This is a genomic window from Amycolatopsis jejuensis (assembly GCF_000717335.1).
GTDB classification, from domain to species: domain Bacteria; phylum Actinomycetota; class Actinomycetes; order Mycobacteriales; family Pseudonocardiaceae; genus Amycolatopsis; species Amycolatopsis jejuensis.
On the sequence record NZ_JNYZ01000042.1, the window covers coordinates 41,028 to 66,531 of the forward strand.

The window sequence follows — 25,504 nt, forward strand, 5'->3', positions numbered from 1 at the left end:
GGCGGGAGTGCAGCCGGGAGGCGGCTCGGTGCAGCCGAACGGCCGGGCGGCCGGCGGCAGCGCGGCGGGCAGCTTCGCGTGGCTGATCACGGACTTCGTCCACCGGGTGCCCGGTGCGGCGCACGCGGTGGTCGTCTCGGCCGACGGTCTGCTGCTCGCGTCTTCGCGCGGGCTGCCGAAGGACCGGGCGGACCAGCTGGCGGCCGTCGCCTCGGGGCTGACCAGCCTTGCCCGCGGCGCGGCGAAGGTGTTCGAAGGCGGCCCGGTCGCGCAGACCGTGGTCGAGATGGCGAACGGATTCCTCTTCCTGATGTCGGTGTCCGACGGCTCGTGCCTCGCGGTGCTCGGCTCGCCGGAGAGCGACATCGGCTTGGTGGTGTACGAGATGACACTGCTCGTCGAACGGGTCGGGCAGCAGCTCACGCCGGAGATGCGGGCACAACTTCAGGGCGCTGCGGTCCGCCGCTAGGCGGGCAAGGGACTTCAGGAGTAGACCGTGGACGACGGGCGCTTGCGGGGCGATGGCCGGCTGGGTGACGACTTCACCGGAGGCTGGGCTGATCGGGAGGACTGGAAGTCCTTCCGGGAACGGGTCGACCGTGAATGGCGTTCGAGAGACGTCCAGACCGCGGACTCCGAACCGGTGCGGGAGCCACCGAACTGGCTCACCGACTCCAACGCGGGACAGCAGCCGGGCATCACCGCCGTGCCCGGGTACCGCGAGCGGCTGCTCGGCGGCCCCGGTTCCGAGCTCTTCGGCGGAGCCAGCGGACCGCTGTACGACTCGGCCGAGTTCGCCGCCTTCAGCGCGGACCGCGACCGGTCGCCGGGACCGTCGTCCGACGAGCTGGCGGCGGCGCTGCCGGCACAGGCAGCCGGTGAGTACGTGGACGAGCCGCCGGTGGCCGAGGTCGAGACCTCCGGGCTCGTCCGGCCTTACTTCCGCACCCGCGGACGCACGAGGCCGACCTACGACCTCGCGATCGAGGCGCTGGTGTCCACCAGCGAGCAGGGCCGCGTGCTCGACCGCGTCCGCGTGCCGGAGCACCGGTCGATCTGCGACCTGTGCCTCGACACCCGGTCGGTCGCCGAGGTCGCCGCGCTGCTGCGGCTGCCGCTCGGCGTGGTGCGGGTGCTGATTGGTGATGTGGCGGGCCTCGGCCTGGTGCTCGTGCACACGAGCAGCAGTACGAACGCGGGTGACCGCCCCAGTATCGAGTTCATGGAAAGGGTGCTCAGTGGGCTTCGGAGAATTTGACTCCGACGCGAACACGCCGCCTGCGGGTCCGACCTCGTCGGCCAAGATCGTGGTCGCGGGTGGGTTCGGTTCGGGTAAGACGACTCTGGTCGGGGCGATCTCCGAGATCGATCCACTGACCACCGAGGCCATGATGACCGAGGCGAGTGTCGGGCACGACGACGTCACGGCCACGCCGAACAAGACGACCACCACGGTCGCCATGGACTTCGGCCGGATCTCGCTCGACTCCGACCTGGTGCTGTACGTGTTCGGCACGCCGGGCCAGCACCGGTTCTGGTTCATGTGGGACGACCTGGCGGTCGGCGCGATCGGCGCGGTCGTGCTGGTGGACACGCGGCGGCTGGCCGACGCGTTCCCGTCGATCGACTTCTTCGAGAACCGGAAGCTGCCGTACGTCGTGGCGATCAACTGCTTCGACCGGCTGCTGCACCACCAGATCGAGGACGTGCGGCACGCGCTCACCATCTCGCCGTCGGTGCCGATCATGGCCTGCGACGCACGCGAGCGGGAGTCGGCGAAGCAGGTGCTGATCTCCGTCGTGCAGCACGCGATCGCGCACGATTCGGCGTTGCGGGCGGGTTAGCGCCGTCCGAGATCTCTGCCGTCGTACTCGCCGCCGCCGGAGAAGGAGGGACCCCGCCGACCCAGATTTCCCGCACACCCCCGGTCCGGGTGCGGCCGTTGGAGTGAACTCCACGGGCTTCACCCGCTTCGGGGAGTGGTGCCTCCGACCGGGGCAGGATGAGTGGTCCCTGACTGCTGCGGCCGGGGCCGGTCGGGCTCGATCGAGCCGCCGGAACGGTGGTGACCTGCGCGGATACCCCGCTGCGCAGCGTGGCCATCGCCACCACCGGGTGACCCGCGAATGCGTGGTTGTGCATGCGTTCGCGCGACGCAGTGCCGGGCGCGCACGTACGGTGCCCGGGCGCACGCTCGACACAACCGGGCGCGTGAATACGCTGGAACGGCGACTTCACCACGGCCGGACGATCATGAACCGCCGGCACCGTGTTGGATGTCCGGCAGTGTTCGAGAGCTAGTTCGACAGCTAGCCCGACAGCTAGGAGGGGCAGTGACCGACACCGGCAGCACGTTCAACTGGCTGATCTCGGACTTCGTGCGCCGGGTGCCGGGTGCTGCGCACGCGGTGCTGGTGTCGGCCGACGGCCTGCTGCTCGCGCCGTCGGAGGGCTTGCCGCAGGACCGCGCCGAGCAGCTGTCGGCGGTCGCGTCCGGGCTGATCAGCCTCACCCAGGGGGCGGCCCGCTGCTTCGAGGCGGGCGGCGTCAACCAGACCGTGGTCGAGATGGAGCTCGGGTACCTGTTCCTGATGTCGGTCGCCGACGGGTCGTCGCTGGCCGTGCTGGCCGCGCCCACGTGCGACATCGGGACGGTGGCATACGAGATGACCCTGCTGGTCGAACGGGTCGGCGAGCAGATCACCCCGGAACTGCGCGCACAGCTGCAGGGCGGCGGGGTGCGTGGGTAGCCGATGAAGATCTCGGGTTTCGGTGACCAGGACACGGGTGCCTGGGACGCGTTGCACAAGGGGAATGAGCGCGAGCCGTTCGATTCGCCCAGTCATTACGAGCTGAGCACGTTGAGCATGCGGTTGCCGCATCGGCAGCCTCGTCCTTCCCCGCCGCCGCCTCCCCCTCCGGCGCCGCCGCAGCCTCCGCACCCTTCGCAGCCTGAGCTGGTGGACGAGGTTTGGGAGGACGACGGGTACGAGTGGGTCGAGGACGGGGAGTCCGGGTATTGGGAGGAACCCCAGCCTGCTGCAGCGGATCCGTTTTCGTTCGACGAGTACGCCGGGTCGCCCGGGATGGGTGACCGGGTGGTGCCGGAGGGGTCGGCGTATCAGCGGCAGCCGGTGGAGGAAGGGGCTCGGAGCAGGCATGCGCTGGTGGAGCCGCCTCGGTCCCGGTATCCGGCGGAGGATTATCCGACGGATCGGTATCCGGCTCCGGCTGCGGATTCCGGTGTTTCCGAGCTGGATCAGTTCTGGTCCGGCGGAGAGCCGTCCCAGCCGGTTTCGCCTGCGCCTCCGGTGAAATCCCGGGTGCGTCCGTATGCGCGGACTCGGGGGCGGACTCGGTCGGACCACAACCTGGCGCTGGAAGCGCTGGTGTCGACCAGCGATGAGGGGCGCCGGTACCGCGGGGTCCGGTCGATCGAGCATCGGCGGATTTGCGATCTTTGCTTGGACACCCGGTCTGTTGCCGAGATCGCCGCGCATCTCCATCTGCCGTTGGGGGTGGTGAAGGTGCTGGTCGGGGATATGGCTGACATCGGGTTGGTTTTGTTGCACCAGACCGAGCTGGTGCTGGGGGATCGGTCTTCGCGGGAGTTCATGGAGCGGGTGTTGCGGGGGTTGCGGAACCTCTGAACTGCGCGGTGTTGGCCGGGACTGTTGCGGTGGGGTTCTGTGTTGGCCGGAACTGTTGCGTGGGGGCACCCCGAAGTTTGAGTGTCACTACGGTCGGAGGGGCTTGTCAAGGCGGGAAAGATGCCTTGACAAGCCCCTCCGACCGTGTGGGGGCTTCGGATCGGGGTGCAGGGCCGGGTCTGGGCTGCTGGGTCTCGTGGGGTGCGTCGGCTGCGGTTGGGGTGGGTGGCTGCTGGGGTTTCGTCGGGTGCGCGGGTGCGCGGGTGCGCGGGTGCGCGGGATGCGGCTGGGGTGGTGGTCTCAAGGCTGTGAAGGGAACCTTCACGGAATGTGCAGGGCTGTGAAGGGAACCATGAGGGAATCTGATTCCGTGAAGGTTCCCTTCACGGCCGTTGGTCAGTCTTCCACCAAGGCGGCGGAGGTGATGCGGTGTAGTGGGTAGCGCTCGTGGTTGTCGCCTTCCAGGACGCCGCCTCCTACGCGTCGGGGGCGTACTACTCGCTGGCTTGCGGTGCCGCGGGAGTCTACGAAGCCGATCCATACCTCGCGTTGTTCCAGTGTGGCGCGGGAAAGCAGGTCCAGGGTGGCCGTGGTGTCTGCGCCTCCGCCGCCTGGGGCGCGGACTGTCGAGCCTCGCCGTCTTGCGGAGGCTTGGTCGCCTGCGCGTAGGTTCGACACGATTTTGGCGGCCTGGTCGTCGGTCAGTATTGCTTGTTCGCCCGGGCGTGCGCGGGCTGCTCTCGTGCGGGCGGGCAGTCGTCGGCCGGTGGGGCGTAGGTCTACTACGCGGCCGTCCGGGCCTTCGGCGGCGGGGGCGAAACCTGCGCTGCGTAAGGCTTCCAGTACTTCTGCCAAGGGTGCCGTGCTGATTACCACGGTCGGGGCGATCAGGCGTAAGTCGTACTCGGCGGCCACCGGATGCGCGAGTACCTCGGCGAGCAGCGCCTCGTCGTCGCAGCGCAGGAACGACCCGGCTACTCCGCCGCGGAGGCGGCCGTGGCGGCGGGCCACGTCGTCGATCAGGTACGTCAAACCCTGTGGTACCGGGGTCGCCGACTTGTTGCGGAACAAGGCGTGCAGCTCGTCGGCAGTACGGCCGGTGTCCAGTGCGCGCCGGACGGACGCCTCGGTGATCCGGTAAACCGTTGCATGTCCGGCAGATTCGACGTTGGCGACCGCGGCCATATCCGCCGCCAGCTCCGGCTCCAGCGGGCCCGGCGCGACCACCGTCAGGTCGGCTTGCAGGAGTACCTGTCCTACCGGCGCGGGCAGGGCGTCGTGCATTGCCTCCACTGCGCCTGGGCGGTCGTCTTCCAGCAGGAGCCTGGTGGCCGAAGTGAGACCGCCTAGTCCGACCAGGCCCAGTGCGGTCGCCTCGGCCATGGTCCAGCGTACGGTTTCGTCGCGCAGCCGACCGCCTCGTCGTGGGGCGCGCCAAGCCAGCACCGCTACCAGTTCGTCGGGGCTTTTCACGCCCGCGCCCGGATTCAGGGCGGCGAGTGCGGTGAGTACCCGCCGCCGGGTGACTGGGGCGAGTGGTCGCCGCAGTTCTTCCGACAGCGGTGCGATCGGTTTGTCCTTGGCGTCGCGGCCGCCTGCCAGCCCGGGTAACCGCGGCAGTTCGAGCCAGGCCTGCGCGAGCGTCATCCAGCGTTGCACCGACGGCGACGCCAGCCAGCTGTCGGTGAGCGTGGTGGGTACCCATTCCGGCGCACTGTTTTCGCTGTCGCCCACCAAACCTGCGCCCACGGCCAGCTCCGCCAGCAGGGTCGCGCGGATCTCGTCCGCTTCGAGGTCTTTGGCCAGCTTCTTGACCTCCCGCACCCCGAGGCCGCCCGACTTGAGTACCGGCGGTGGCGCGTCCGACCAGGCCCGCAGCATGGATTCCATCTGCCGCAACAACTCCATTGCCTCGCCCGCTGCCGTCTCGTCCACAGTGTCCGTCCGATGTGGATTGACGGGCAGCTCCGGCTCGACGAGCGTCGCCGGGTCGAAGGCGACGCCGCCGCGCAGCAGCAGGCCGAGTTCGCGGGGGAGTTCCACAGTCTGGTCGTCCCGGCGGAGCAGCAGGCCGCGCGCGAGGAGCTTCTGTACCGGAGTGGCCGCGTCGGACAGCGCGACGTCGAAGCTCGCATCTCGGGTCCGCCCGATCGGCGGCCCGGCAGCGAGGGCAGTAAGCACGGCCCGCTCGTCTTCGCTGACCTCCGCGAGCCGGGCGGCGACGTCGGTGGCGGCCAGTGCGGGCGACGGCGAGCCGAGCCCGGCCGGGAACGGTCCGAGCGCGTCGCGGGCTGCGGGCGGCACCCGCAGCTCGTCGTCCGTACCCCACACGAGCGCGCGCGCCCGCAGCCGAGCGAGCGGTTCGGCGACCTCGCGGCCGACCAGCGCGGCTACCGCGGACACCGGCATCGGCGTGCCGTCGGCACCGGCGACCAGCAGCGCGTCGAGCACCGCGAGGGTGAACGTGTCGAGGTCTTCGCAGGCGCGCGCGACCGACCCCGGCGTGCCGGCGCGGGTGGCGAGCACGGTGGTGTCGGACGGTGGTGGCGTGGACAGGTCGCGACGCGTGCGCAGCAGTGCGGCGAGTGCGTCGTCGGACTCCGCACGCAGCCAGTCCGCCAGAGAGGTCGCGGGCATAGACGACCAGGATACCGGGCGGGTGCGCGCGCCTGACCGGTGTTCGGGCAGACTGTGAGCGAGTTTGCCGGACGAGGGCCTCGGAGGAAGCAGTGGCGAAGGGCGACAAGCAGAACAAGGGCATCGACCCGACGTGGCCGGGCGAGCCGGGTGAGCACCCGGTCACCGAGCTGTCCGCCGACCGGCAGGGAGCCCTGTCGCCGTTCGGTGACGTGACGTTCCCGCTCGACACGGTGCCGTACGTGCACCCGGAGACCGAGATCAACCGCTGATCCGGACGGACCGGTCGAAGTTACCGGTCAGTCACCCGGTTGAGGCAGGGTGGCCGCGATCACGGGACTAGATTCGGTCCGTCCCGAACCCTTTCCACCAGCGGGGAGTACGTGTCATGCCGGTTCCCGGTCCCGGGTATTCGATCACCGTCCGGGTCGAGGCCCCGGCTTCGTCAACGGCCGCGGGTGACCTCACCACCGCGGTCGGCCGCGTCGGCGGCGTGCTGACGGCGTTCGACGTCGTCGAGTCGCACGCCGACACGATCGTGGTCGACATCAGCGCCAACGCGCTGTCGGAGAACCACGCGCAGGACATCACGCAGACGCTCGACTCGCTGCCCGGCGTCAGCGTGCGCAAGGTGTCCGACCGGACGTTCCTCATCCACCTCGGCGGCAAGATCGAGGTCACCCCCAAGGTCGCGCTCCGCAACCGTGACGACCTCTCCCGCGCGTACACGCCCGGCGTCGCCCGCGTGTGCCAGGCGATCGCGGCGAATCCCGAGGATGCCCGCCGGCTCACCATCAAGCGCAACACGGTGGCCGTGCTCACCGATGGGTCCGCAGTGCTCGGCCTCGGCAACATCGGCCCGGCCGCCGCGCTGCCGGTGATGGAGGGCAAGGCCGCGCTGTTCAAGAAGTTCGCCGGCGTCGATGCATGGCCGGTGTGCTTGGACACCCAGGACACCGAAGAGATCATCATGATCGCGAAGGCGCTGGCGCCGGTGTACGCGGGCATCAACCTCGAGGACATCGCCGCGCCGCGCTGCTTCGAGATCGAGAAGCGGCTGCGGGAGCAGCTGGACATCCCGGTGTTCCACGACGACCAGCACGGCACCGCGATCGTGGTGGTCGCCGCGCTGCGCAACGCATTGCGCGTGGTCGGCAAGAGCCTGGCGGACTGCAAGATCGTGGTGAGCGGGGTCGGCGCGGCCGGTTCGGCCATCATCCGGCTGCTGCTCCGCCGCGGCCCGGGCGACATCGTGGCCGCCGACATCGATGGCATCGTGCACCCCGACCGCGGCAACCTGGACGACAACCTGGCCTGGATTGCCGGGCACACCAACAAGAACCGCCAGTCCGGCACCCTGCACGACGCGCTCGTCGGCGCGGACGTCTTCATCGGCGTCTCGGCCCCGAACCTGTTCGGGGCCGAGCAGGTGGCCACGATGAACCCGGACGCGGTCGTGTTCGCGCTGGCCAACCCGGACCCGGAGATCGACCCGCTGGAGGCGCAGAAGCACGCCGCCGTGGTCGCCACCGGCCGCAGCGATTTCCCCAACCAGATCAACAACGTCCTCGCGTTCCCCGGCGTCTTCCGTGGCCTGCTGGACGCCGCGGCGAACAACATCGACGACAACATGCTGCTGGCCGCCGCCGACGCCATCGCGAACGTGGTGGACAACGGCAAGCTCAACGCGTCGTTCATCGTGCCGAGCGTGTTCGACAGCGCGGTGGCGCCCGCGGTCGCGGAAGCAGTGCGCAACGCCGTCCGTGCCGAGCGCGCAGGCTGACCAAGTCCGTGAAGGGAACCATCAGGGAATCTGATTCCGTGATGGTTCCCTTCACGGACGACGGCGGAGCGGGGGCAGTAGCCTCGCGGGGTGAGTGAACTCAGCCACGTCGACGAATCCGGCGCTGCCCGGATGGTCGACGTCTCCGGCAAGACGGCGTCCCGGCGCACTGCGCTGGCCGGCGGGACCGTGCACACCACCGCCGAGGTGGTCGGGCTGCTGTCCGCCAACGGGCTGCCGAAGGGCGACGCGCTGGCGACCGCGCGGATCGCCGGGATCATGGGTGCCAAGCGGGTACCCGAGCTGATCCCGTTGTGCCATCAGATCGCGCTGTCCGGGGTCAAGGTGGAGTTCGAGCTGGACGGCTCCGCGGTGCACATCTCCGCGACCGCCAAGACCACCGACGTCACCGGCGTCGAGATGGAGGCCCTCACCGCCGTCGCGGTCGCCGGGCTCACGTTGCACGACATGATCAAGGCCGTCGACCCCGCCGCGACGCTCGACAACGTCCGGCTCATCCGCAAGGACGGCGGCAAGACCGGGACCTGGGAGCGGCCATGACGACCCCCTCGAAAGCGGCTCGCGTCATCGTGGCCTCCAACCGGGCCGCCAGGGGCGTGTACGAGGACAAGACCGGCCCGGTGCTCGTCGGCTGGCTCGCCGGGCGCGGGTACACCGTTCCGCCGCCGGTGGTGGTCGAGGACGGCGACCCGGTGGGCGGCGCGCTGCGGGCCGCGGTGGCCGACGGCGTGGCGGTGGTGCTCACCACGGGCGGTACCGGCATCTCGCCGACCGACCGGACCCCGGACGTCACCCGCGCGGTCCTCGACTACGAGCTGCCCGGCGTCGCGGACGCGATCCGCGCGGCCGGGCTGCCGAAGGTACCCACGGCGGTGCTCTCGCGCGGCGTGGCCGGGGTGGCCGGGCGGACGCTGGTGGTGAATCTGCCGGGGTCGAGCGGCGGCGTGAAGGACGGCTTGCGCGTGCTGACGGACATCCTCGACCACGCGGTCGACCAGCTCGCCGGTGGCGACCATCTACGCGAGGCCGCGCCGTCCGGGCCGCCGGTGCGCATTCTGCGGGCCGACGTGAGCGACCAGCCGCTGTCCGTGGAGGAACACGCCCGGCTGGTGGAGGACGAGGCGGCAGGCGCCGTCGTCACGTTCTCCGGCGTCGTCCGCGACCACGACGGCGGCAAGGGCGTGCGCGATCTGACCTACGAGGGCCATCCGACGGCCCGTGACGTGCTGACCGAGGTGGTCACCGACCTGTCGGCGCGCTGGAAGGGCGTGCGGGCGGTGGCGGTGAGCCATCGCGTGGGTGCGCTCGCGATCGGTGACGTGGCGCTCGCTTGTGCGGTCGCGGCCGAGCACCGTGGTCAGGCGTTTGCCGCATGTGCGGAGTTGGTGGACGAGGTGAAGGCGCGGCTTCCGGTGTGGAAGCACCAGCATTTCACCGACGGCACCGATGAGTGGGTCAATTCCCCCTGATCACGGCAAAGGGCCCCACCGCCAGGGGATTGCGGTGGGGCCCTTGCTTTCAGCTCACAGCAGCAGCTGCGCCGGGATCAGCCTCGCGAGGAGGCTTCGATCACTTGGTGGCGAGCTTCTGGCCGACGACGATGAAGTCGGCGTTCGGCACGTACTGCTTGTTCAGGTCCTGCAGCTTCTGGTAGCCGCCCTGGACGTTGTGGTCCTTGGCGATCTTCGACAGCGTGTCGCCCGCCACGACGGTGTAGTCACCGTTCGGGTTCGAGCTCGCGACCGCGGCGGCCGGCTTGGTGACCTGCGGGGTGACCTGCTTCTTCGGCGTGGTCACCTGCTTCTTGGCGGCCGGCTTGGTGCTCTTCTGGGGGGTCGCCTTGTGCGCGGAAGCGGAGCTGCCGCCCTTCTTGCCGCACACCGGCCAGGCGCCGATGCCCTGGCCCTGCAGAACGCGCTCGGCGACGGCGATCTGCTGCTCACGCGACGCGCCCGAAGCGCTGCCGCTGCCGCCGTAGGCCTTCCAGGTGCTCTGCGAGAACTGGAGGCCACCGTAGTAGCCGTTTCCGGTGCTGGTGCTCCAGTTGCCGCCGCTCTCGCACTGCGCGATCGCGTCCCAGTTGGTCGCCGACGCGGGGGTCGCGGCGATCGCAAAGGGGGCGCCGACCGCGATACCCGCGACTGCGACACGGGCGATGGTGCGGGTGGCAGCGGACATCTTGCGGTGCTTGCCTCGGTAAGACATCTGAAACTTCTCTTTTCCCGCGCCTGCGAGCTTGCTGCTGTGGGTCGGGTTGGGAGCCCGTCCGCCTGTTGCCAGGCGGCAGACGCGGACGCCGCACGACGCGCCGTCTTCGTCCCCTCGTCCCTGTCCGGAAATGCTTTCGCTCGGGGTATGGGTCCGGGTATCCGTCGGACAGGGCTGGGCGCTACGGATTCCCGGTGTTGCATGGTCGGTCGGGGCCAACCGAAAAGCGACGGTACGTAATCCGCGGCGTGATCGGAAATTATTCAGTGTGTGACCTACGTCACAGTAACAGCACGCAACCCCTTGCGATTCCATTGTTTGCCCTGGTCAGAGCGTCGTTATCTGCTCGTTTTCTGTCCGAGATATTTCACAGATCGTGAGGCTTGGGTCACGTCGATAAGGCGTCAAGGGGCCATTCGTAGCGGATAAGGCGGCGCACTCTAAACCACTGGCAGAGCAGCTCGCCAGTGCAAGTCGAGTGTTCTTTCGGGAACCCGAATACGCCGTGAGCGAAACACTTCGGAGAGTAGGGATAAAGAGTATTGACCGCTCACCGCGCCGGCGGCGCCATTCATCGTGGTTCGGACCAAATGCCCGGCAAGGGCGCTCCGGCGGTCTGGGTGGCACTCAGCGGGGCGGACGGAGGGTTTCCGGGAGGTCATCCGCCGGCGAACGGCGGAAGAACGTCGAGGTGTGCGCCGTCACTGAGCGCACGGCTGCGATCACGTACGGCCACCTCGTTCACCAGGAAGCTCGCCGCGTCGAGAACCCGGGACAGCTGACCCGGGTGCAGCTCGCGCAGCGCCTGCACCGCGTCGGCCACCGTCGCGCCCGGCGTCAGCTCCACCTTCTCCTCGTCGGTACCCGCCGCGGCGCGGGCCGAGGCGAAGTACCGGACGACGACGGTCAGCTGTGGCAGGCCGGGAGAGGTCATGGTCAACCGCCGATCGCGCTCATCGGCCGGATCGGCTGCGCGAAGCCGGCCTCGTTGATCTCGTGGCCCGCGAGCTTGCCCCACATCGTGGTGCGCCACGCGTCCGCCACCTCCTCATCGCGCGCGCCCGCGCGCACGAGGGAACGCAGGTCCGTCTCGTCGTTCGAGAAGAGGCACGAGCGGACGGCGCCGTCGGCGGTGAGCCGGGTGCGCTCGCACGCCGAGCAGAACGGCCGGGTGACCGACGCGATGACGCCGACGTCGCCCGGTCCGCCGTCGACCAGCCAGCGCTCCGCGGGCGCGCCGCCGCGCGGGGCCGGGAACGGCGTGAGCGTGAACGCCTCGCCGAGCATCGCCAGGATGCCCTCGGCGGTGATCATGTCGCGGCGGTTCCAGCCGTGCTGCGCGTCCAGCGGCATCTGCTCGATGAACCGCAGGTGGTAGCCCTCGTCGAGGCAGAACCGCAGCAGCGGCACGGCCTCGTGCTCGTTGTGCCCGCGCATCAGCACGGAGTTGACCTTCACCGGCGCCAGCCCGGCGTCGCGCGCGGCGGCCAGCCCGGCCAGCACGTGCGGCAGGCGGTCGCGGCGGGTCAGCTCGGCGAACCGCTCGCGGTCGATGGTGTCGAGGGACACGTTGATCCGGTCGAGGCCCGCCGCGACCAGGCCGGGTGCGCGTTTCGCGAGCCCGATCCCGTTGGTGGTCATGGACACCCGCGGCCGCGGCTCGAGCGCGGTGACCCGCTCGATGATGTGCTCCAGGCCGGGGCGTAGCAGCGGTTCCCCGCCGGTGAGGCGGATGTCGGTGACCCCGAGCATCTCCACCGCGATGCGCATGAGCCGGATCAGCTCGTCGTCGGTGAGCACCTGCTCGCTCGGCATCCAGTCGAGGCCTTCGGCAGGCATGCAGTACGTACAGCGCAGATTGCACCGGTCGGTGAGCGACACCCGCAGGTCGGTGGCAACGCGGCCGAACGTGTCGAGCAGGCCGGGATGATCAGGTCTGGGCGTGCTTGAGGAACCTCGATTGCCGGGGACACGAGGAAACCCGAGAGGTACTGCCGTCATTAGGGTCAGGATAGCCGGAGCGGGCCGGAAAAGCAGACTTGCGCGCGAGCGGGAAAACAACTCTCGGTCCACGACTGGAGGCACTCGGTGAGTACCGGCGAGACGACCTATCCCTTGTCCCAAGGTGAGCTGGCTCACTTTTCCCGGCTGGCTGCCGAGGTCGGCACGCACACCGTGGTGCGGCATGCCCGCGACGCCGCTCGCGAAGGGCTCTCGGCGACCGAGCGGCAAGCCCTCGAACTCGTCGGACAAACTGCGGATTCCCTTACGCCAGGCCGGATCGGGGCGCTCACCGGACTGTCCACCGGAGCTGTGACCGGGGTGCTGGACCGGCTCGAGAAGGCCGGTCTGGTGCGCCGCGAACGCGACCGGATCGACCGGCGGAAGGTGCTCGTGGCGGTCACCGAGGCGGGTCGCGAGCGGCTTGCCGGGATTGCGCGCAGCGCCGCCGGGGACCTCGCCCGCGTGCTCGCGGAGTTCTCTCCGGCCGAGCGGAATGTGCTCGAGCGTTATCAGAACGCAATGCTCGAAGCGTTACGCGAAAATGCGCACCCCGCATAGCTTTTCCGCATCTGCGGAGATAATGTTTCGGCCATGCCGCAATTTCGGTTGTCCGAGGCCGCCCGGCTCCTCGGCGTCAGTGACGACACAGTTCGCCGGTGGGTCCGCGCGGGGCAGCTGACCGCAACGGACGACGCCGCCGGCCGGAAAGTCGTCGACGGTGCCCAGCTCGCCGGGTTCGCACGTGCGCAGGCCGCGGTGCAGGACGATCCGTCGGCGGTCGGCCGCTCCGCCCGCAACCGCTTCGTCGGGCTGGTCACCGAGGTCATCGCCGACAAGGTGATGGCGCAGGTCGAGCTGCAGTGCGGGGCGCACCGAGTGGTGTCACTGATGAGCACCGAAGCCGTCCGTGAGCTCGGGCTGCGCCCCGGCGTGCTCGCGGTGGCCGTGGTGAAGGCGACCACCGTCGTCGTGGAAACCCCGGAAGGATCCAGATGAAGAAGCTCGCCCTCGTCGCCGGAACCGCGGCGATCGCGATGTTCGCCGGTGCCTGCAGCTCCAGCGACCAGCCAAGCACCGCCGCCAGTTCGAGCCCGGCTGCGGCAGGCGGCACTCTCACGGTGTTCGCCGCGGCGTCGCTCACCGAGTCCTTCAACGCGCTTGGCAAGCAGTTCGAGGCCGCGCACCCGGGCGTCAAGGTCACCTTCGACTACGAGGGGTCCTCCGCGCTCGTGCAGAAGCTGGACAACGGCGCGAAGGCCGACGTGTTCGCCTCGGCGGACCAGAAGAACATGGACAAGGCAGTGCAGGACGGGGTGATCGACGGCCAGCCTGCCGTGTTCGCCACCAACAAGCTGGCGATCGCGGTGGCCAAGGGCAATCCGAAGGGCATCAAGACCTTCGCGGACCTGGTCAAGCCCGGGTTGAACGTCGTCGTGTGCGCGCAGCAGGTGCCGTGCGGGTCGGCCACCGAGAAGGTGGAGAAGAGCACGGGTACCACGCTCAAGCCGGTGAGCGAGGAGACGAACGTCAAGCAGGTGCTGGCGAAGGTGCAGTCGGGCGACGCCGACGCGGGGCTGGTGTACGTCACCGACGCGACGTCGGCGGCGGGCAAGGTGGACAAGGTCGACTTCCCGGAGTCTTCGGGGGCGGTCAACCAGTACCCGATCGCGGTGGTGAAGAACGCCCCGCAGGCTGCGCTGGCCAAGCAGTTCACCGAGTTCATCCTCGGTGCCGATGGCAAGGCCGAGCTGGCCAAGATCGGGTTTGGCCCGGGCAAGTAGGGCGCGCTCGGGGGCGGCGGCCGCGGTCCGGCCGCCGCACGCCCGGGTGCCCCTCGTCCTCTGGTTCCCCGCCGTCGCCGCGCTGGCGCTCGTGGTGCTGCCGGTCGTCGGCCTTCTCGTCCGGTCCGACCTCACGCGGCTGCCGTCGCTGCTGGTCACGTCGTCGTCGTTGAACGCGCTCCGGCTGTCGCTGGTCACCGCGGCACTGTCCACTGTGGCCTGTGTACTGCTCGGGGTACCACTGGCGGTCGTGCTCGCCCGTTCGCGGGTACGCGGGGCGCGGCTGTTGCGCTCGATCGTCCTGCTGCCGCTGGTATTGCCGCCTGTCGTCGGTGGACTGGCGTTGCTGTACCTGCTGGGACGCAAGGGTTTTCTCGGCATGTTCGTGACCTGGCTGTCCGGCGAGCAGGTGCCGTTCACCACCACCGCGGTGGTGATTGCACAGACGTTCGTCGCGATGCCGTTCCTCGTCGTCAGCCTGGAAGGGGCGCTGCGCGGAGCCGGTGACCGGTACGAGCAGGTGGCCTCGACGCTCGGCGCGCGCCCGTGGACGGTGTTCCGCCGCGTCACGGTGCCCCTGCTGCTGCCGGCGCTCGGTTCCGGTGTCGTGCTCAGTTTTGCCCGTGCGCTGGGGGAATTCGGTGCGACGATCACGTTCGCGGGCAGCCTGGAGGGCGTCACGCGGACGTTGCCGCTCGAGGTCTACACCCAGGCCGAGGTGGACATCGACAGTGCGGTCGCGCTGGCGTTATTGCTCATCGTGGTCGCGATCCTGGTCATCGCGGTCGCGCGGCCGCGGTCGTGGGAAGGCGACCTGCGATGACACTTTCCGCGCGGCTGGCGCTCACCCGTGGCGAGTTCTCGCTCGACGTCGATTTCACCGTGCCCGGCGGCAGCGTGCTGGCGTTGCTGGGGCCGAACGGGTCCGGAAAGTCCACTGTGCTCGGTGGGCTCGCCGGTCTGCTGCCGGTGTCGTCTGCCGACATCGTGCTCGCCGAACGCCGATTGGCCGGGGACGGCGTCGACCTTCCGCCACACGAACGGCGGATCGGCTTGCTGTCCCAGGACGCCTTGCTGTTCCCCCATCTGTCCGCAGTGGACAATGTCGCGTTCGCCCCGCGGTCGAAGGGCGCCGGACGCTTGCCCGCGCGGGAAATCGCCGAGCGCTGGCTGTCCGAAGTGGACGCTGCGGAGTTCGCGGACCGGCGGCCGACCCAGCTGTCGGGTGGGCAGCAGCAACGGGTCGCGATTGCCAGGGCATTGGCGTCGGAGCCGTCGCTTTTGCTGCTGGACGAACCGTTTGCCGCGCTGGACGTCGATTCGGCACCGGCGATCCGCGGCCTGCTGCGCCGAGTGTTGCGAGACGGGCCGACCACCGTCCTGGTCACGCACGATCCGCTCGACGCGCTCGCATTGGCCGACCACGTGGCCGTGATGGCCGAGGGCCGGATCGTGGAACGCGGGCCGACGCGGGACGTCCTTGCCGCGCCGCGCACCGCGTTCACCGCTCGGATTGCCGGGCTGAACCTGGTGTCGGGAGTGGCGGTCGCCGACGGGTTGCGCACGCATTCGGGCGAGGTCGTCGCGGGATTGCTGACGCCGGACACGGTGGTGGGCGAGGCGGCGGTCGCGGTGTTCGAGCCCAACGCGGTCGCGGTGTACCCGCACGACGGCGAGCATCACGGCAGTCCGCGCAACACGGTCGAGACCACAGTGGCCGCACTCGAACCGCACGGTCCGGTGATCCGGCTGCGCGCGGCCGGTGGTCCGCCGTGGGCGCGTGGGCTGGCCGCGGACCTCACGCCGGCGGCTGTTGCGGACCTCGGGCTGGAGCCGGGGTCGGCGGTCACGCTCTCGATCAAGGCCGCGACGGTGGCTGTGCACCCGGCCGCCGACTGATACGGTTCAGACTCGCTTGACCGATCGAGAAGCGAGGGGCCTGCGACGGTGACCGAAGCCCGGTGGACCTATCTGAGCGACATGGACGGCGTCCTGGTGCGCGAGGAGCACCTCGTGCCCGGCGCGGACGAGTTCCTTGCCGAGCTGCGCGACAACGCCATCGACTTCCTGGTGCTCACCAACAACTCCATCTACACCCCGCGCGACCTGCGGGCGCGGCTGCTGCGCACTGGTCTGGACATCCCGGAGGAGTCGATCTGGACCTCGGCGCTGGCCACCGCGAAGTTCCTCGATTCGCAGCGGCCGAACGGCACCGCGTTCGTGATCGGCGAGGCAGGGCTCACCACGGCACTGCACGAGGTCGGGTACGTGCTCACCGAGCGCGATCCGGACTACGTCGTACTCGGCGAGACCCGGACGTACAGCTTCACCTCGATCACCAACGCGATCCGGCTGATCGAACGGGGCGCGAAGTTCATCGCGACGAACCCGGATGCCACCGGGCCGAGCGTCGAGGGGTCGATGCCGGCGACCGGGTCGGTCGCGGCGCTGATCGAGAAGGCGACCGGGCGCTCGCCGTACTACGTGGGCAAGCCGAACCCGCTCATGATGCGGTCGGCGCTGCGGCAGCTCGGCGCGCACTCGGAGTCGACGCTCATGATCGGCGACCGGATGGACACCGACGTGCACTCCGGAATCGAGGCCGGTCTGCAGACGATTCTGGTGCTCACTGGCATTTCCACGGCGGAATCGGTGGACAATTTCCCCTACCGTCCCACGAAGGTCCTCGACTCGGTCGCCGACCTGATCGGGCGAACGCGTGACCCGTTCGGCGAAGGCTGACCGGCCACCGCCCGGGAGCAGGGCATATCGTCGAGCGATGAGCGTGTATGTGGTGGGCGACGTCCACGGGCATCGTGATGCCCTGGCCGACGCCTTGCGCGCCGAGGGTCTGGTCGACGGCGACGGCGCTTGGACCGGCGCCGAAGACCGGTTGTGGTTCCTCGGCGATTTCACCGACCGCGGCCCGGACGGCGTCGGCGTCATCGACCTCGTGCGCGGCCTGCAGGAGCAGGCGGCCGACGCCGGCGGGCAGGTGGAGATGCTGCTGGGCAACCACGAGATCCTGCTGCTCGGGATGTACCACTTCGGCGACCGTCCGGTGCCGTCCGGCTTCGGCCCGCGCAGTTTCGCCCGCAGCTGGGAGATCAACGGCGGCCTGCTGTCGGACCAGGACCGGCTCACTCCGGAGCACATCGAATGGCTCACCGAGCGCCCGCTGGTCGCGCTGGACGAGGACCATCTGCTGCTGCACTCGGACACGCTCGAATACCTCGACTGGGGCGAGGATCTCGACACGATCAACGCCACCGCGCACGACATCCTGACCGGCAGCAACCTCGAATCCTGGTGGGACGTGTGGCGCCGGATGACCACCCGGTACGCCTTCCGTGGCCCGGCAGGCGAGGAGAACGCCGACCGGCTGCTGGCGGCGCTTGGCGGTTCGCGGATCGTCCACGGGCACAGCGTGATCGCCGACCAGCTGGGGATTCACCCGTCGCAGATCGAAGGCCCGTACCTGTACGCGGGCGGCAAGGCGCTGGGTATCGACGGCGGGTTGTTCGTGGGCGGGCCGTGCCTCGTGGTGAAGCTGCCGTTCGAACCGGAGGACTAGGCGTCCACGATTTCCTTGCCGAGCGGCATCAGGGAGACCGGGATCATCTTGAAATTCGCCAGTCCGAGCGGGATTCCGATGATCGTGATGCACAGCAGCGTGCCGGTGATCAGGTGCCCGATGCTGAGCCACAGCCCGGCGAACACGAACCAGATCACGTTGCCGAGGAACGAGCCGACGCCCGCGTCCCGCCGGTCGACCACCGTGCGCCCGAACGGCCACAACGCGTAGTTCGCGATCCGGAACGAAGCGATGCCGAAGGGGATCGTGACGATCAGGATGCAGCAGATCACGCCGGCGACCAGGTAGCCCAGGGCCATCCAGAAGCCGCACAGCACGAGCCAGAGTGCATTGAGAATCAGGCGCATCAGACGTGCAACTCCCCGCTCACCACGGTGACCGCCTGCCCGCGCAGCAGGACCCGGTCGCCTCGGACTTCCACGCGAACGGTCCCGCCGCGCTCGGACAGCTGTGCTCCGGTCAGGGCGGTTTTGCCCAGTTTTTCCGCCCAGTACGGGGCGAGGCAGCAGTGCGCGGACCCGGTGACGGGATCCTCGTCGACCCCAACGCCGGGTCCGAAGAAGCGGCTGACGAAGTCGTCTCCCGGCGCGGTGATCACGAGCCGCCCGGTCCAGGTTTCGCGGAGGGCGTCGAGGTCCGGCTGCGCTTTGCGGACCGCGTCGGCGCTTTCGAGGACGACGAACAGGTTTTCCCGCGCCCGTCCGGTGAATCTCGCTCCGGGGATGATGTGGTTCAGGTCTTCGCCGGTTTCGAGGGGCGGGTCGGCCGGGAAGTCCATCTCGATCCAGTCGCCGGTTTTGGTGCAGGTGAGGTGGCCGCTGAGGGTGTCGTAGACCTGCCGCCCGCCGAGAACGTGCGTGACGGCGACGGTGGCGTGCCCGCAGAGCGCGACTTCCTTGGTGGGCGTGAACCAGCGAAGGGACTTCACGTCGCCTCGGTTGACCACGAAGGCCGTCTCGGAGTGCTTCATCTCGGCCGCGACCTGCTGCATCCACCCGGCGTCCGCAGGCTCGTCGAGCACGACGACCCCGGCCGGATTCCCGGTGAAAGCCCGGTCGGTGAACGCGTCGACGAGGTGGAATCGCATGGTGTCGACGGTACCTGGGCTCATGGGGTCCATCGTTCCCGACATCGGCCGCGCCGGCATCGGGGATTTTCCCTTACCTCGCAGCGATGTTCCCGTTGATGATCACCGTGGCCGGCCGCCCGAGCGCCGCCGGGAGGTCCCCATCCACGACGACCAGATCGGCGTCGAAACCGGGCCGGATCCGCCCTTTCGTGGCGAACCCACACCCGTCGGCAGCGACCGACGTCGCCGACGCAAGCGCTTCCACCAGCGGAACCCCGGCGGTGACCAGCCCGGCCACCGACCACGGCAACACCCCGTGCGGCTTACCCTGGTTGATCCCGGAATCACCACCGGACACCGTCCGGACCCCTTTCGCGAACATCGTCGCCGCATCCTTCGCGCGAGCCTCCACCGACAGCCCATACCGCGCCAGCAGCCGCCGAATCTTCTCCGGCGGCACCATGCCGGGCATGACCCCGATGGTCGGACAGACAGCGATGTTTCTGCTGCTCAGCTTGTGGATCAGGCGGTCACTGAGCCGAACCCCGTCGGGCGTGAGGCAGGTACAGTGCTCAATCCCGTCCGCACCAGCGTCGACGGCCTGCTCGACGGCAGCGAGCGCATGAGCGTGCACCGTGACCGGCAGGTTTGCGGCGTGGGCAAGGTCGACGATCAGGCGAAGGTCGGGGTCACTGAACTGGCAGCTGTAGACGTCGGTGCCCTGCGTGTTGATCCCGCCGCTGCCCATGATCTTGACGACGTCGACCCCACGGTCCACCCGCTCGGCGATTGCGTCCCGGATCTGCTTGACCCCACTGACCGCGCCACCCATGTTCCAGCAGTGCCCACCGGGGATGGTGATGGGCGGCCCGGCTGTCGCGACTTTTGGCAGGCCTTCGCGGTTACGCCAGTCCTGGGTGGCGAAGTTGCGGTCACCGAGGTCCCGTACCGCGGTGACGCCCGCCGCGAGCTGACGTCGGAGGCCGGCCTCGATCACCTGGGCCTGCTGGGTCGGGTCGTGGTCGGCCAGCCGGTCGAGGGCGCCTTCCTTGCTGTCGCAACAGAGGTGAACGTGCGCGTCGATCAGCCCGGGGAGGAGGGTTCCGCCGGGGAAATCGAGGACTTGGTCTGCTTGCGGGGTCTCTTGTGGAGTCTTTTGCGGGGTCTTTTGTGTCGTCGGTCCTGACGCCGTTGGCCCTGACGCCGTTGGCCCTGATGCCGGTCCTGTTGCTGGGCCGACCGAAGTGATCCGACCGTCGTCAACCAGCACGACGGTCCCTTCCGGCAGGAACCGCTCCCCGTCGAAAACCCGCTCCGCGCGCACCGCCAGCCTGCTGCCCATGGGCTCACCTCACCCAGAGGTCGCTCGGCGCCGCAGTTTTGTTGCCAACCTGCGCGGGTTGTCTTTGCCGCGACCCGCCCAGGTTGCCCTTGCTACCACCCGCACGGGTAGCCGCTGCCGCTGCCGCCGCCCAGCGCGCGTCGTCTTTGCCACCGCCCGCGCAGAATGTCTTCGCCGCGACCCGCGCAGTTGCCGTTGCTGCCACCCGCACGGGTTGCCGCTGCAGCCACTGGTGCGCGTCGTCTTTGCCGCCGCCCGCGCAGAATGTCTTCGCCGCCGCTCGCGCAGGCGCCCGTCAGCCCCCCAGCACCGGCGGCGTGATCTTCTCCCCGTTGGGCCCCCGCTCGGGCCGCACCTCGAAGACCTCATCAGGGTCGATCTGCGTCGGAATCTTGTTCTTGTGCTCTTTGTCCTCTTCCTTCTTCTTGCCCGCTCCGGTTCCCGCCACCCCGGGCGCCCCAGGCTTACCGGCTTTCCCGGCATTGGCGGCCGCGGTAGCACCACGTTCAAGCCGCTCGCCCGCACCCTTGCCACTGCTGTTGCCCTCGCCCGGCTTCGGCGTCCCCCCGGTTACCCGGCTGCCCGCGTTGCCGCCGACACCACGCCCGCCGTTGCCCCCGGACCCGGACCGCCCACGGACGGTGTCCTCTCCGGCCCCGCCGACCCCGGCACCCGCCCCCAATGCCATCGCCTCGGGGGAAATCCGGCCGAACCCACTGGGCGTCGGCGCACGATAGCCACCCCCCGCGGCGGGATTGTTGAACGACCCAGCACCGGTGCTGACCCCCGGCGTGTAACTGCTCCCTCCACCAGCAGGCGGATACCCCCCACCCGTGGCTGCACTCCCGCTGCCGAGCTGCCCAGGAGCCCCGGAAAAGTTCCCGGCACTCCCACCAGGCCCCCCGACCGCCCCGCTCTGCCCACCGGGCGCACTGATCGGCTGAGCACTGCTGACGTGAGTACCGCTGTCCGACCCCCCAAGCTGCGGCGGCGGTGAATAGGCCGGTTGGGTGGTAGCGGTGCCGTGGTAAGTGTTGTCGAGCCCCTGTAAAACCTGAACCGCCTGCTGATGCGCAGCGTCGGCCTGCTCCTGCTTCGCCGCAATGCCATTCATGGTAAGCGCACCCTGAAAGGGATTGCCCGCGCTGATCTGCGAAGTAGCCCGATCCATCTCGGCCTTCTGATCAAACCCGGTAGGCTCGGGCATGTTCTTCTGCGCATAATCCGCAGCAGCCGCCTGCTGGGAATAGCGGTTGGAACTGAGCTGCGCCGCACTGGCAGTTTGCGCCGTGTACGCCGCAGTCTGCTGGAAAAACCCATGCGCCTGCTCCGCAGCGTCCCCTTGCCACGAAATCCCGGAGGATTTGGTAGCGGAATCGATGGCATTCGACAGGTCGGCCAGCCAGTTGCCGAGCTTGTTCGCAACCCGCCCTTTGGCATCGATATCGCGAGGATCCATGTCGGTATGGACCATGTTGTAGAGATCCTGATGCTGATGGGACGCATAGTTGGCGTCCGGGCTGGGCGCGTCCCCCCGAAGGGACTGCCCCTGGACCAACTGCTCGCCTTGGGTGACCGAATAGTCAGCCGCGGCGTGCTGAGACCGCTGGTCGACACCATCGCGGACATTCCGCTGATCCTCGACCCCAAACCGCCCAGGGGTGGCCTTCTTGGTGAGATCGGTATGCGTCTGACCGTAGTAGTCGCCCTCGTACTGACGATTCTCCGCGCGCTTCCCGCTCACTCCCCACTCCCAAATCCTTTGGCGAACGTCTGAGTGTGCGTGTCTTCAGTTTCGCGGTAATTCTTCCGCGCGATTTCGAGTGCTTCCTTGACCTGCTCGAAACTCGTCTTGAGTAGATTGAGGTTCGGAGTCAACGAATCAGGTCCACCGGCTGCCACGCTGACGTTGAAGTCAGCGACGCGTTTCGCGTAGTCGCTCGAGCCCATCTTTGCACGCGTGCCAAGGTAGAATAGATCTGAGTTCGAATCGCTATGGTTCTTGATGAACTCGTCACACACGGCGAGGTATGCACGAAAGCCTTCCTCGTTGATCGCGAATCCACCGTTTTGGGCGAGCTTCTTGAGCCGTTGTGCGCCTTGATTGAGCTTCTGCGCACCCGCGTCGTCGAACGGGTTCACGATTCCCGACAGGAAGTCTTGCCCGGCGCTGCCGGCTGTGGCCTGTTGCTTGCCGAACCCGACGTCGCTCATCGTCATCCCCTCCCTGCGGGTACGCTCCGTGTTCGCCATCTAGTTTACGGGTAACCGAACGCGGTGTCAGCGGTTAGCCGAAACTTGCCCGGAGTGCCTAGCGTGCAGGCGGCAAGAGCGGTTCGACGACTCCTGCCAGGTTTTTCGCGGCTTCACAGGCTTGATCGGTGCTGCCGGTCGTGAGGAAGGCCGTGACGATCGCGCGTGATCGCGGCAGGATCTCCATCCGAACACCACATGTAGCCTGCGTGCCATTCAAGTTTCGCTCGAGAATCGCGCGTCGTTTGTTCACGTGACCCATCGCCGTTTGGCTGACGTCCTGGATATTTTCCTCGATCGTCTGGCCGTCTTGCAGGAGCAAGCCGTAGGTGCCTGTTCCGCCCTTCACGCTCGTGCATACGTGTTCAGGGTCCGCCGGGCTTGGCGCTGCCGCAGGAAAGCCCTGCCCGGTCAGCGCCTTGTCGAGAGTCGCGCAGGAGCTCATCCCGGCCAAAGGAGTGTCGGCTTGCGCAGACGAGCTGGCCGGAGCGCTGGCTGAAGGCGCGGGCTTCGGAGCCCCGTCGACGGCGCTGTCGCAGGCGGTGAGCGCGCAGGCGAGCGTGGCGAGACAGGCGAGGGTCACTGAGCGGCGTGTCACAGCCTGCACACTACGGGTGAGCCGACCAGCTTGGGGACGGCATCGCATAAATGCCACACCCTCACAAGCGGCGCTCAGGTTCCCCGCGGCAGAAGCGTCTCCACCGCCTCCGCCACCCGCCTCGTGAAGTTGCACGCAGCATCAGTGGTGCCGGTGGACAGACTTCCGGACACGATCGCGCGGGACTTCGGCTTTACTTCCATCCGGACGGCGCATCCGCCGGTGGATCCCAGGAGCCCGCGTTCCAGGATCGCGGCTCGGCCGTGCACGTCGCCGGTCCTTGTGACACTTGGGTCGGTGATGTCTTGTCCCATCGATTGCCCGTCCTGGAGTACCAGGGTCGCGCCGCCGAAGCGGGGTTTGTCGGTGGAACAGCCGTGCTCAGGGTCTGCGGTTGAGGGCGTTGCCGGTGGGAAGTCCTGTCCGGCCAGTGCCTTGTCCAAGGTCGCGCACGGGCTGATTTCCGCCAGCGGGGCTGTGGAGCCGGGGCGGTCCGGCACCGGGGTGGCGTGACCGCGGGTGGAGCCATCGCAGGCAGAGAGGACACCTACAAGCGTGACCACAGTCAACGCAGTACGGAAGATGGGTGCTCGACCGGTCCTGTCAAGTTCTTCGCTGCTTTGTGTGCCGCGGACGTCGACTGTGCGCTGTCCAGCTGGAGGTCGGTACATAGCCGTGGTCAGCCAGTTTTCGGCAGGAGTAGTTCGACCGACTCGGCGAGGCGTCGCACGGCGTCGCATGCTTGTTCGGTGGTGCCGGTCGCAAGGGCGACAACGGCGATCGCGCGGGACCGCGGCGGTACTTCCATCCGGACTGCGCAGCCCAGCTCTGTTCCGTTCAGGTTGCGTTCGAGGATCGCCCGCCGCTCGCGCACGTGGCCGGTTTCAGTCCGGTCCGGGTGGTCGATGTTTTCCTCGATCGTTTGGCCGTCTTGGAGTGTCAAGCCATAGGTTCCGACGTTGTGTTTCAGAGTCGAGCAGGCATGTTCCGGATCAGCCGTGCTCAGCGATGCGGCCGGAAAACCTTGCCCTGTCAGGGCTTTGTCGAGAGTCAAGCACGCACTCATTCCGACCAGCGGGGCGGCTTCTGGCGTCGTCGCCGAGGGTGCCGCGGTCCCCTCGATCGGGCTGGTGCAGGCGGAGACAAGGGCAACGAAGGTGGTCATCGTGCACACGGCAAGGCGGCCGGACATTCAGCCTCCTTCCGGTAGGAGACGTTCGATCCGGCCAGCCAGGTCCTTCGCGGACTCACACGCCTGGTCCGTACTGCCGGTTGAGAGCCAGCTGGTGGCGATCGCTCGCGACCGTGGCGGAACCTCCATCCGGACTGCGCACGCCGACTTGGCACCCACCAGGTTGCGTTCGAGAATCGCCCTCCGGTTGTGGACGTGACCAGTCGCGGTCCGGTTCGGGTCGTCGATGTTTTCCTCGATCGTCTCGCCGTCCTGGAGGACCAGGCCGTTCGTGCCGATCCCCGCTTTCAAGCTCAGGCAGGCGTGTTCCGGGTCCGCAGTGGCGGGCGCCGCCGGAGAAAACCCCTGCCCGGCCAACGCCTTGTCCAACGTCACGCAAGAGCTCATCCGCGCCAACGGTGCCGTGACAGGCGGACCAAGAACAGCCACCGCGACCCCATCGACCCGGCTGCTGCATCCGGTCAAAGCCACCAAAGCCACCAAAGCACCGAAAGCACCTCTCAACGGACCCCTTCCTCGATCGTCTCCAGCAGCCACTTCCGCAAATGCGAACCCCCGGACGGAGTGAAGTGCAGCCGAAACCCGCCATCCGCCAAACGCTCCGAAAACGTGAGATACCGCCCCCCGTCCGTGTCCACGAAAGTCGCCGTCGAGATGGCTCGCAGGGTGCCGTGGCGGGCGCGTAGTGAGAGTTCCACCGTGCCGTGCCGGTGCAACGGCCAGCGGGAGTACGCGGCCAGCGCGTCGCGGTCGCGGCGGGACGGGAGGGGGGCCTCCGACGAGAAGTCGCGGTCGGTGAAATCGGAACCCGAACCCGAATCCGAACTAAAACGAGGGGCCGCCTGCGTGATCGCCACCGCGGGCACCGGCAGCGCCTGGTACTCCGGGAACATGCTCAGCAGCAGTTCCACCAGCCGTTCCGGGCGGACGCGGCGGAAGCGGAGCCCGTCGTCCACCTGCTCGGAGAACACGCCGAGCCCCTCGCCGATACACGCTCGGTACAGCACCGTTCCGGACGGCAATTCCGCCGCGCGCACGATGATCAGCACGTCCGGCCGGGTCCAGGTGCGCAGCGTGGCCACGACGTCCGGGTCGAGTTTCTCGCCGTCGGCCAGGCCTCGGGCGCGCAGGGCGGACCATGCTTCGTCGGACAGGCGCTCGTGTTCCGTCATCGTGCGGCCGGCGCTGCGGATCTCGAACGGATGCCACGACGCGGGCAGCCCGCTGCGCCGCACGGCCACGTCGGTCTCGATCAAGCCAAGGGAGAATTCCTCCGGCAACGTCCTCGTCCCCTCGTGCACGAAAACAACCCGGTACCGAGCGTAGCGGAACGCCTACCATGATCAGCCGGTCGTGCAAGCCCGCGCACCC

29 protein-coding genes are annotated in these 25,504 nt (G+C 68.6%); 16 read left to right on the forward strand and 13 right to left on the reverse strand.

The window, feature by feature from the left end; all coding sequences use genetic code 11:
• Positions 1–7: 7 nt before the first annotated feature.
• The 5 genes from OO71_RS40375 to OO71_RS40395 all read left to right on the forward strand — a co-directional run bounded on the left by OO71_RS40375 (position 8) and on the right by OO71_RS40395 (position 3,650).
• On the forward strand, positions 8–469 hold the full coding sequence (locus tag OO71_RS40375; RefSeq protein ID WP_033295338.1) for a roadblock/LC7 domain-containing protein: 462 nt from the start codon (positions 8–10) through the stop codon (positions 467–469).
• Positions 470–496: 27 nt separating this feature from the next.
• Positions 497–1,258, forward strand: coding sequence for a DUF742 domain-containing protein (locus OO71_RS40380; RefSeq protein WP_033295339.1), 762 nt, complete (start codon positions 497–499; stop codon positions 1,256–1,258).
• Positions 1,239–1,844 (forward strand): GTP-binding protein, encoded by a 606-nt coding sequence (locus OO71_RS40385; RefSeq protein WP_033295340.1) that lies wholly within the window; start codon positions 1,239–1,241, stop codon positions 1,842–1,844. Before OO71_RS40380 ends, OO71_RS40385 begins: the two co-directional genes overlap by 20 nt.
• A 489-nt stretch (positions 1,845–2,333) precedes the next feature.
• A complete protein-coding gene (locus OO71_RS40390) occupies positions 2,334–2,750 on the forward strand; it encodes a roadblock/LC7 domain-containing protein (RefSeq protein WP_033295341.1) in 417 nt (138 codons plus the stop codon).
• A 210-nt stretch (positions 2,751–2,960) separates the two neighbouring features.
• Positions 2,961–3,650 (forward strand): DUF742 domain-containing protein, encoded by a 690-nt coding sequence (locus OO71_RS40395; protein ID WP_245633938.1) that lies wholly within the window; start codon positions 2,961–2,963, stop codon positions 3,648–3,650.
• Positions 3,651–4,046: 396 nt separating this feature from the next.
• Here OO71_RS40395 and OO71_RS40400 read toward each other — a convergent pair whose 3' ends face one another.
• Positions 4,047–6,287 carry a helicase-associated domain-containing protein gene (locus OO71_RS40400; RefSeq protein ID WP_033295343.1) on the reverse strand — a complete coding sequence of 747 codons (2,241 nt, stop codon included), beginning with the start codon at positions 6,285–6,287 and terminating at the stop codon, positions 4,047–4,049.
• A gap of 92 nt (positions 6,288–6,379) precedes the next feature.
• Here OO71_RS40400 and OO71_RS40405 point away from each other — a divergent pair, with 92 nt between their 5' ends.
• The 4 genes from OO71_RS40405 (at position 6,380) to OO71_RS40420 (ending at position 9,560) form a co-directional block, all read left to right on the forward strand.
• Positions 6,380–6,559, forward strand: coding sequence for a hypothetical protein (locus OO71_RS40405; RefSeq protein ID WP_033295344.1), 180 nt, complete (start codon positions 6,380–6,382; stop codon positions 6,557–6,559).
• A gap of 116 nt (positions 6,560–6,675) precedes the next feature.
• On the forward strand, positions 6,676–8,070 hold the full coding sequence (locus OO71_RS40410) for an NAD-dependent malic enzyme (protein WP_033295345.1): 1,395 nt from the start codon (positions 6,676–6,678) through the stop codon (positions 8,068–8,070).
• A gap of 90 nt (positions 8,071–8,160) precedes the next feature.
• Positions 8,161–8,631, forward strand: coding sequence for a cyclic pyranopterin monophosphate synthase MoaC (moaC, locus tag OO71_RS40415; RefSeq protein WP_033295346.1), 471 nt, complete (start codon positions 8,161–8,163; stop codon positions 8,629–8,631).
• Positions 8,628–9,560: a molybdenum cofactor biosynthesis protein MoaE gene (locus OO71_RS40420; protein WP_033295347.1), complete on the forward strand. Its 933-nt coding sequence runs from the start codon at positions 8,628–8,630 to the stop codon at positions 9,558–9,560. Before moaC ends, OO71_RS40420 begins: the two co-directional genes overlap by 4 nt.
• Positions 9,561–9,660: 100 nt before the next feature.
• Here OO71_RS40420 and OO71_RS40425 read toward each other — a convergent pair whose 3' ends face one another.
• The 3 genes from OO71_RS40425 to moaA all read right to left on the reverse strand — a co-directional run bounded on the left by OO71_RS40425 (position 9,661) and on the right by moaA (position 12,300).
• On the reverse strand, positions 9,661–10,296 hold the full coding sequence (locus OO71_RS40425; protein ID WP_033295348.1) for a transglycosylase family protein: 636 nt from the start codon (positions 10,294–10,296) through the stop codon (positions 9,661–9,663).
• 661 nt (positions 10,297–10,957) lie between these two features.
• Entirely contained in the window at positions 10,958–11,233 is a 276-nt protein-coding gene (locus OO71_RS40430) for a MoaD/ThiS family protein (RefSeq protein WP_156096800.1), read from the reverse strand.
• Positions 11,234–11,235: 2 nt separating this feature from the next.
• Positions 11,236–12,300 carry a GTP 3',8-cyclase MoaA gene (gene moaA / locus OO71_RS40435; protein ID WP_033295349.1) on the reverse strand — a complete coding sequence of 355 codons (1,065 nt, stop codon included), beginning with the start codon at positions 12,298–12,300 and terminating at the stop codon, positions 11,236–11,238.
• A gap of 87 nt (positions 12,301–12,387) precedes the next feature.
• Between moaA and OO71_RS40440 the strand changes: the two genes are divergently transcribed.
• Genes OO71_RS40440 through OO71_RS40470 form a run of 7 tightly spaced genes read left to right on the forward strand, consistent with a single transcriptional unit; the run spans position 12,388 to position 17,658 of the window.
• Positions 12,388–12,861 (forward strand): MarR family winged helix-turn-helix transcriptional regulator, encoded by a 474-nt coding sequence (locus OO71_RS40440; protein WP_033295350.1) that lies wholly within the window; start codon positions 12,388–12,390, stop codon positions 12,859–12,861.
• Positions 12,862–12,894: 33 nt separating this feature from the next.
• Entirely contained in the window at positions 12,895–13,299 is a 405-nt protein-coding gene (locus OO71_RS40445; protein ID WP_033295351.1) for a TOBE domain-containing protein, read from the forward strand.
• Positions 13,296–14,084, forward strand: a complete 789-nt coding sequence (gene modA, locus OO71_RS40450; protein ID WP_033295352.1) for a molybdate ABC transporter substrate-binding protein — start codon at positions 13,296–13,298, stop codon at positions 14,082–14,084. The genes OO71_RS40445 and modA overlap by 4 nt, the downstream gene beginning before the upstream one ends.
• Before the next feature lie 46 nt (positions 14,085–14,130).
• On the forward strand, positions 14,131–14,907 hold the full coding sequence (locus OO71_RS40455) for an ABC transporter permease (protein ID WP_033295353.1): 777 nt from the start codon (positions 14,131–14,133) through the stop codon (positions 14,905–14,907).
• A complete protein-coding gene (locus OO71_RS40460; RefSeq protein ID WP_033295354.1) occupies positions 14,904–15,983 on the forward strand; it encodes a sulfate/molybdate ABC transporter ATP-binding protein in 1,080 nt (359 codons plus the stop codon). The genes OO71_RS40455 and OO71_RS40460 overlap by 4 nt, the downstream gene beginning before the upstream one ends.
• Before the next feature lie 48 nt (positions 15,984–16,031).
• Positions 16,032–16,826, forward strand: a complete 795-nt coding sequence (locus tag OO71_RS40465; protein WP_033295355.1) for an HAD-IIA family hydrolase — start codon at positions 16,032–16,034, stop codon at positions 16,824–16,826.
• Between the two features lie 37 nt (positions 16,827–16,863).
• Complete coding sequence (locus tag OO71_RS40470; protein WP_033295356.1) at positions 16,864–17,658, forward strand: metallophosphoesterase family protein; 795 nt, start codon at positions 16,864–16,866, stop codon at positions 17,656–17,658.
• On the opposite strand, the gene OO71_RS40475 is transcribed toward OO71_RS40470, so the two are convergent.
• From OO71_RS40475 to OO71_RS40515, 9 genes are all read right to left on the reverse strand, one after another.
• Positions 17,655–18,026 (reverse strand): YccF domain-containing protein, encoded by a 372-nt coding sequence (locus OO71_RS40475; RefSeq protein ID WP_033295357.1) that lies wholly within the window; start codon positions 18,024–18,026, stop codon positions 17,655–17,657. The genes OO71_RS40470 and OO71_RS40475 overlap by 4 nt on opposite strands.
• Positions 18,026–18,766, reverse strand: a complete 741-nt coding sequence (locus OO71_RS40480) for a PhzF family phenazine biosynthesis protein (protein ID WP_033295384.1) — start codon at positions 18,764–18,766, stop codon at positions 18,026–18,028. The genes OO71_RS40475 and OO71_RS40480 overlap by 1 nt, the downstream gene beginning before the upstream one ends.
• 73 nt (positions 18,767–18,839) lie before the next feature.
• Complete coding sequence (locus OO71_RS40485; RefSeq protein ID WP_033295358.1) at positions 18,840–20,090, reverse strand: amidohydrolase family protein; 1,251 nt, start codon at positions 20,088–20,090, stop codon at positions 18,840–18,842.
• A gap of 295 nt (positions 20,091–20,385) precedes the next feature.
• A complete protein-coding gene (locus OO71_RS40490) occupies positions 20,386–21,834 on the reverse strand; it encodes a hypothetical protein (RefSeq protein ID WP_033295359.1) in 1,449 nt (482 codons plus the stop codon).
• Positions 21,831–22,304: a hypothetical protein gene (locus OO71_RS40495; RefSeq protein WP_033295385.1), complete on the reverse strand. Its 474-nt coding sequence runs from the start codon at positions 22,302–22,304 to the stop codon at positions 21,831–21,833. The genes OO71_RS40490 and OO71_RS40495 overlap by 4 nt, the downstream gene beginning before the upstream one ends.
• A 97-nt stretch (positions 22,305–22,401) precedes the next feature.
• Entirely contained in the window at positions 22,402–22,941 is a 540-nt protein-coding gene (locus OO71_RS50675) for a hypothetical protein (protein WP_156096801.1), read from the reverse strand.
• Positions 22,942–23,620: 679 nt separating this feature from the next.
• Positions 23,621–24,133: a hypothetical protein gene (locus OO71_RS40505; protein ID WP_033295361.1), complete on the reverse strand. Its 513-nt coding sequence runs from the start codon at positions 24,131–24,133 to the stop codon at positions 23,621–23,623.
• Complete coding sequence (locus OO71_RS40510) at positions 24,134–24,508, reverse strand: hypothetical protein (RefSeq protein WP_033295362.1); 375 nt, start codon at positions 24,506–24,508, stop codon at positions 24,134–24,136.
• A gap of 125 nt (positions 24,509–24,633) precedes the next feature.
• Complete coding sequence (locus OO71_RS40515; protein WP_084145613.1) at positions 24,634–25,434, reverse strand: ESX secretion-associated protein EspG; 801 nt, start codon at positions 25,432–25,434, stop codon at positions 24,634–24,636.
• Between the last annotated feature and the right edge of the window lie 70 nt (positions 25,435–25,504).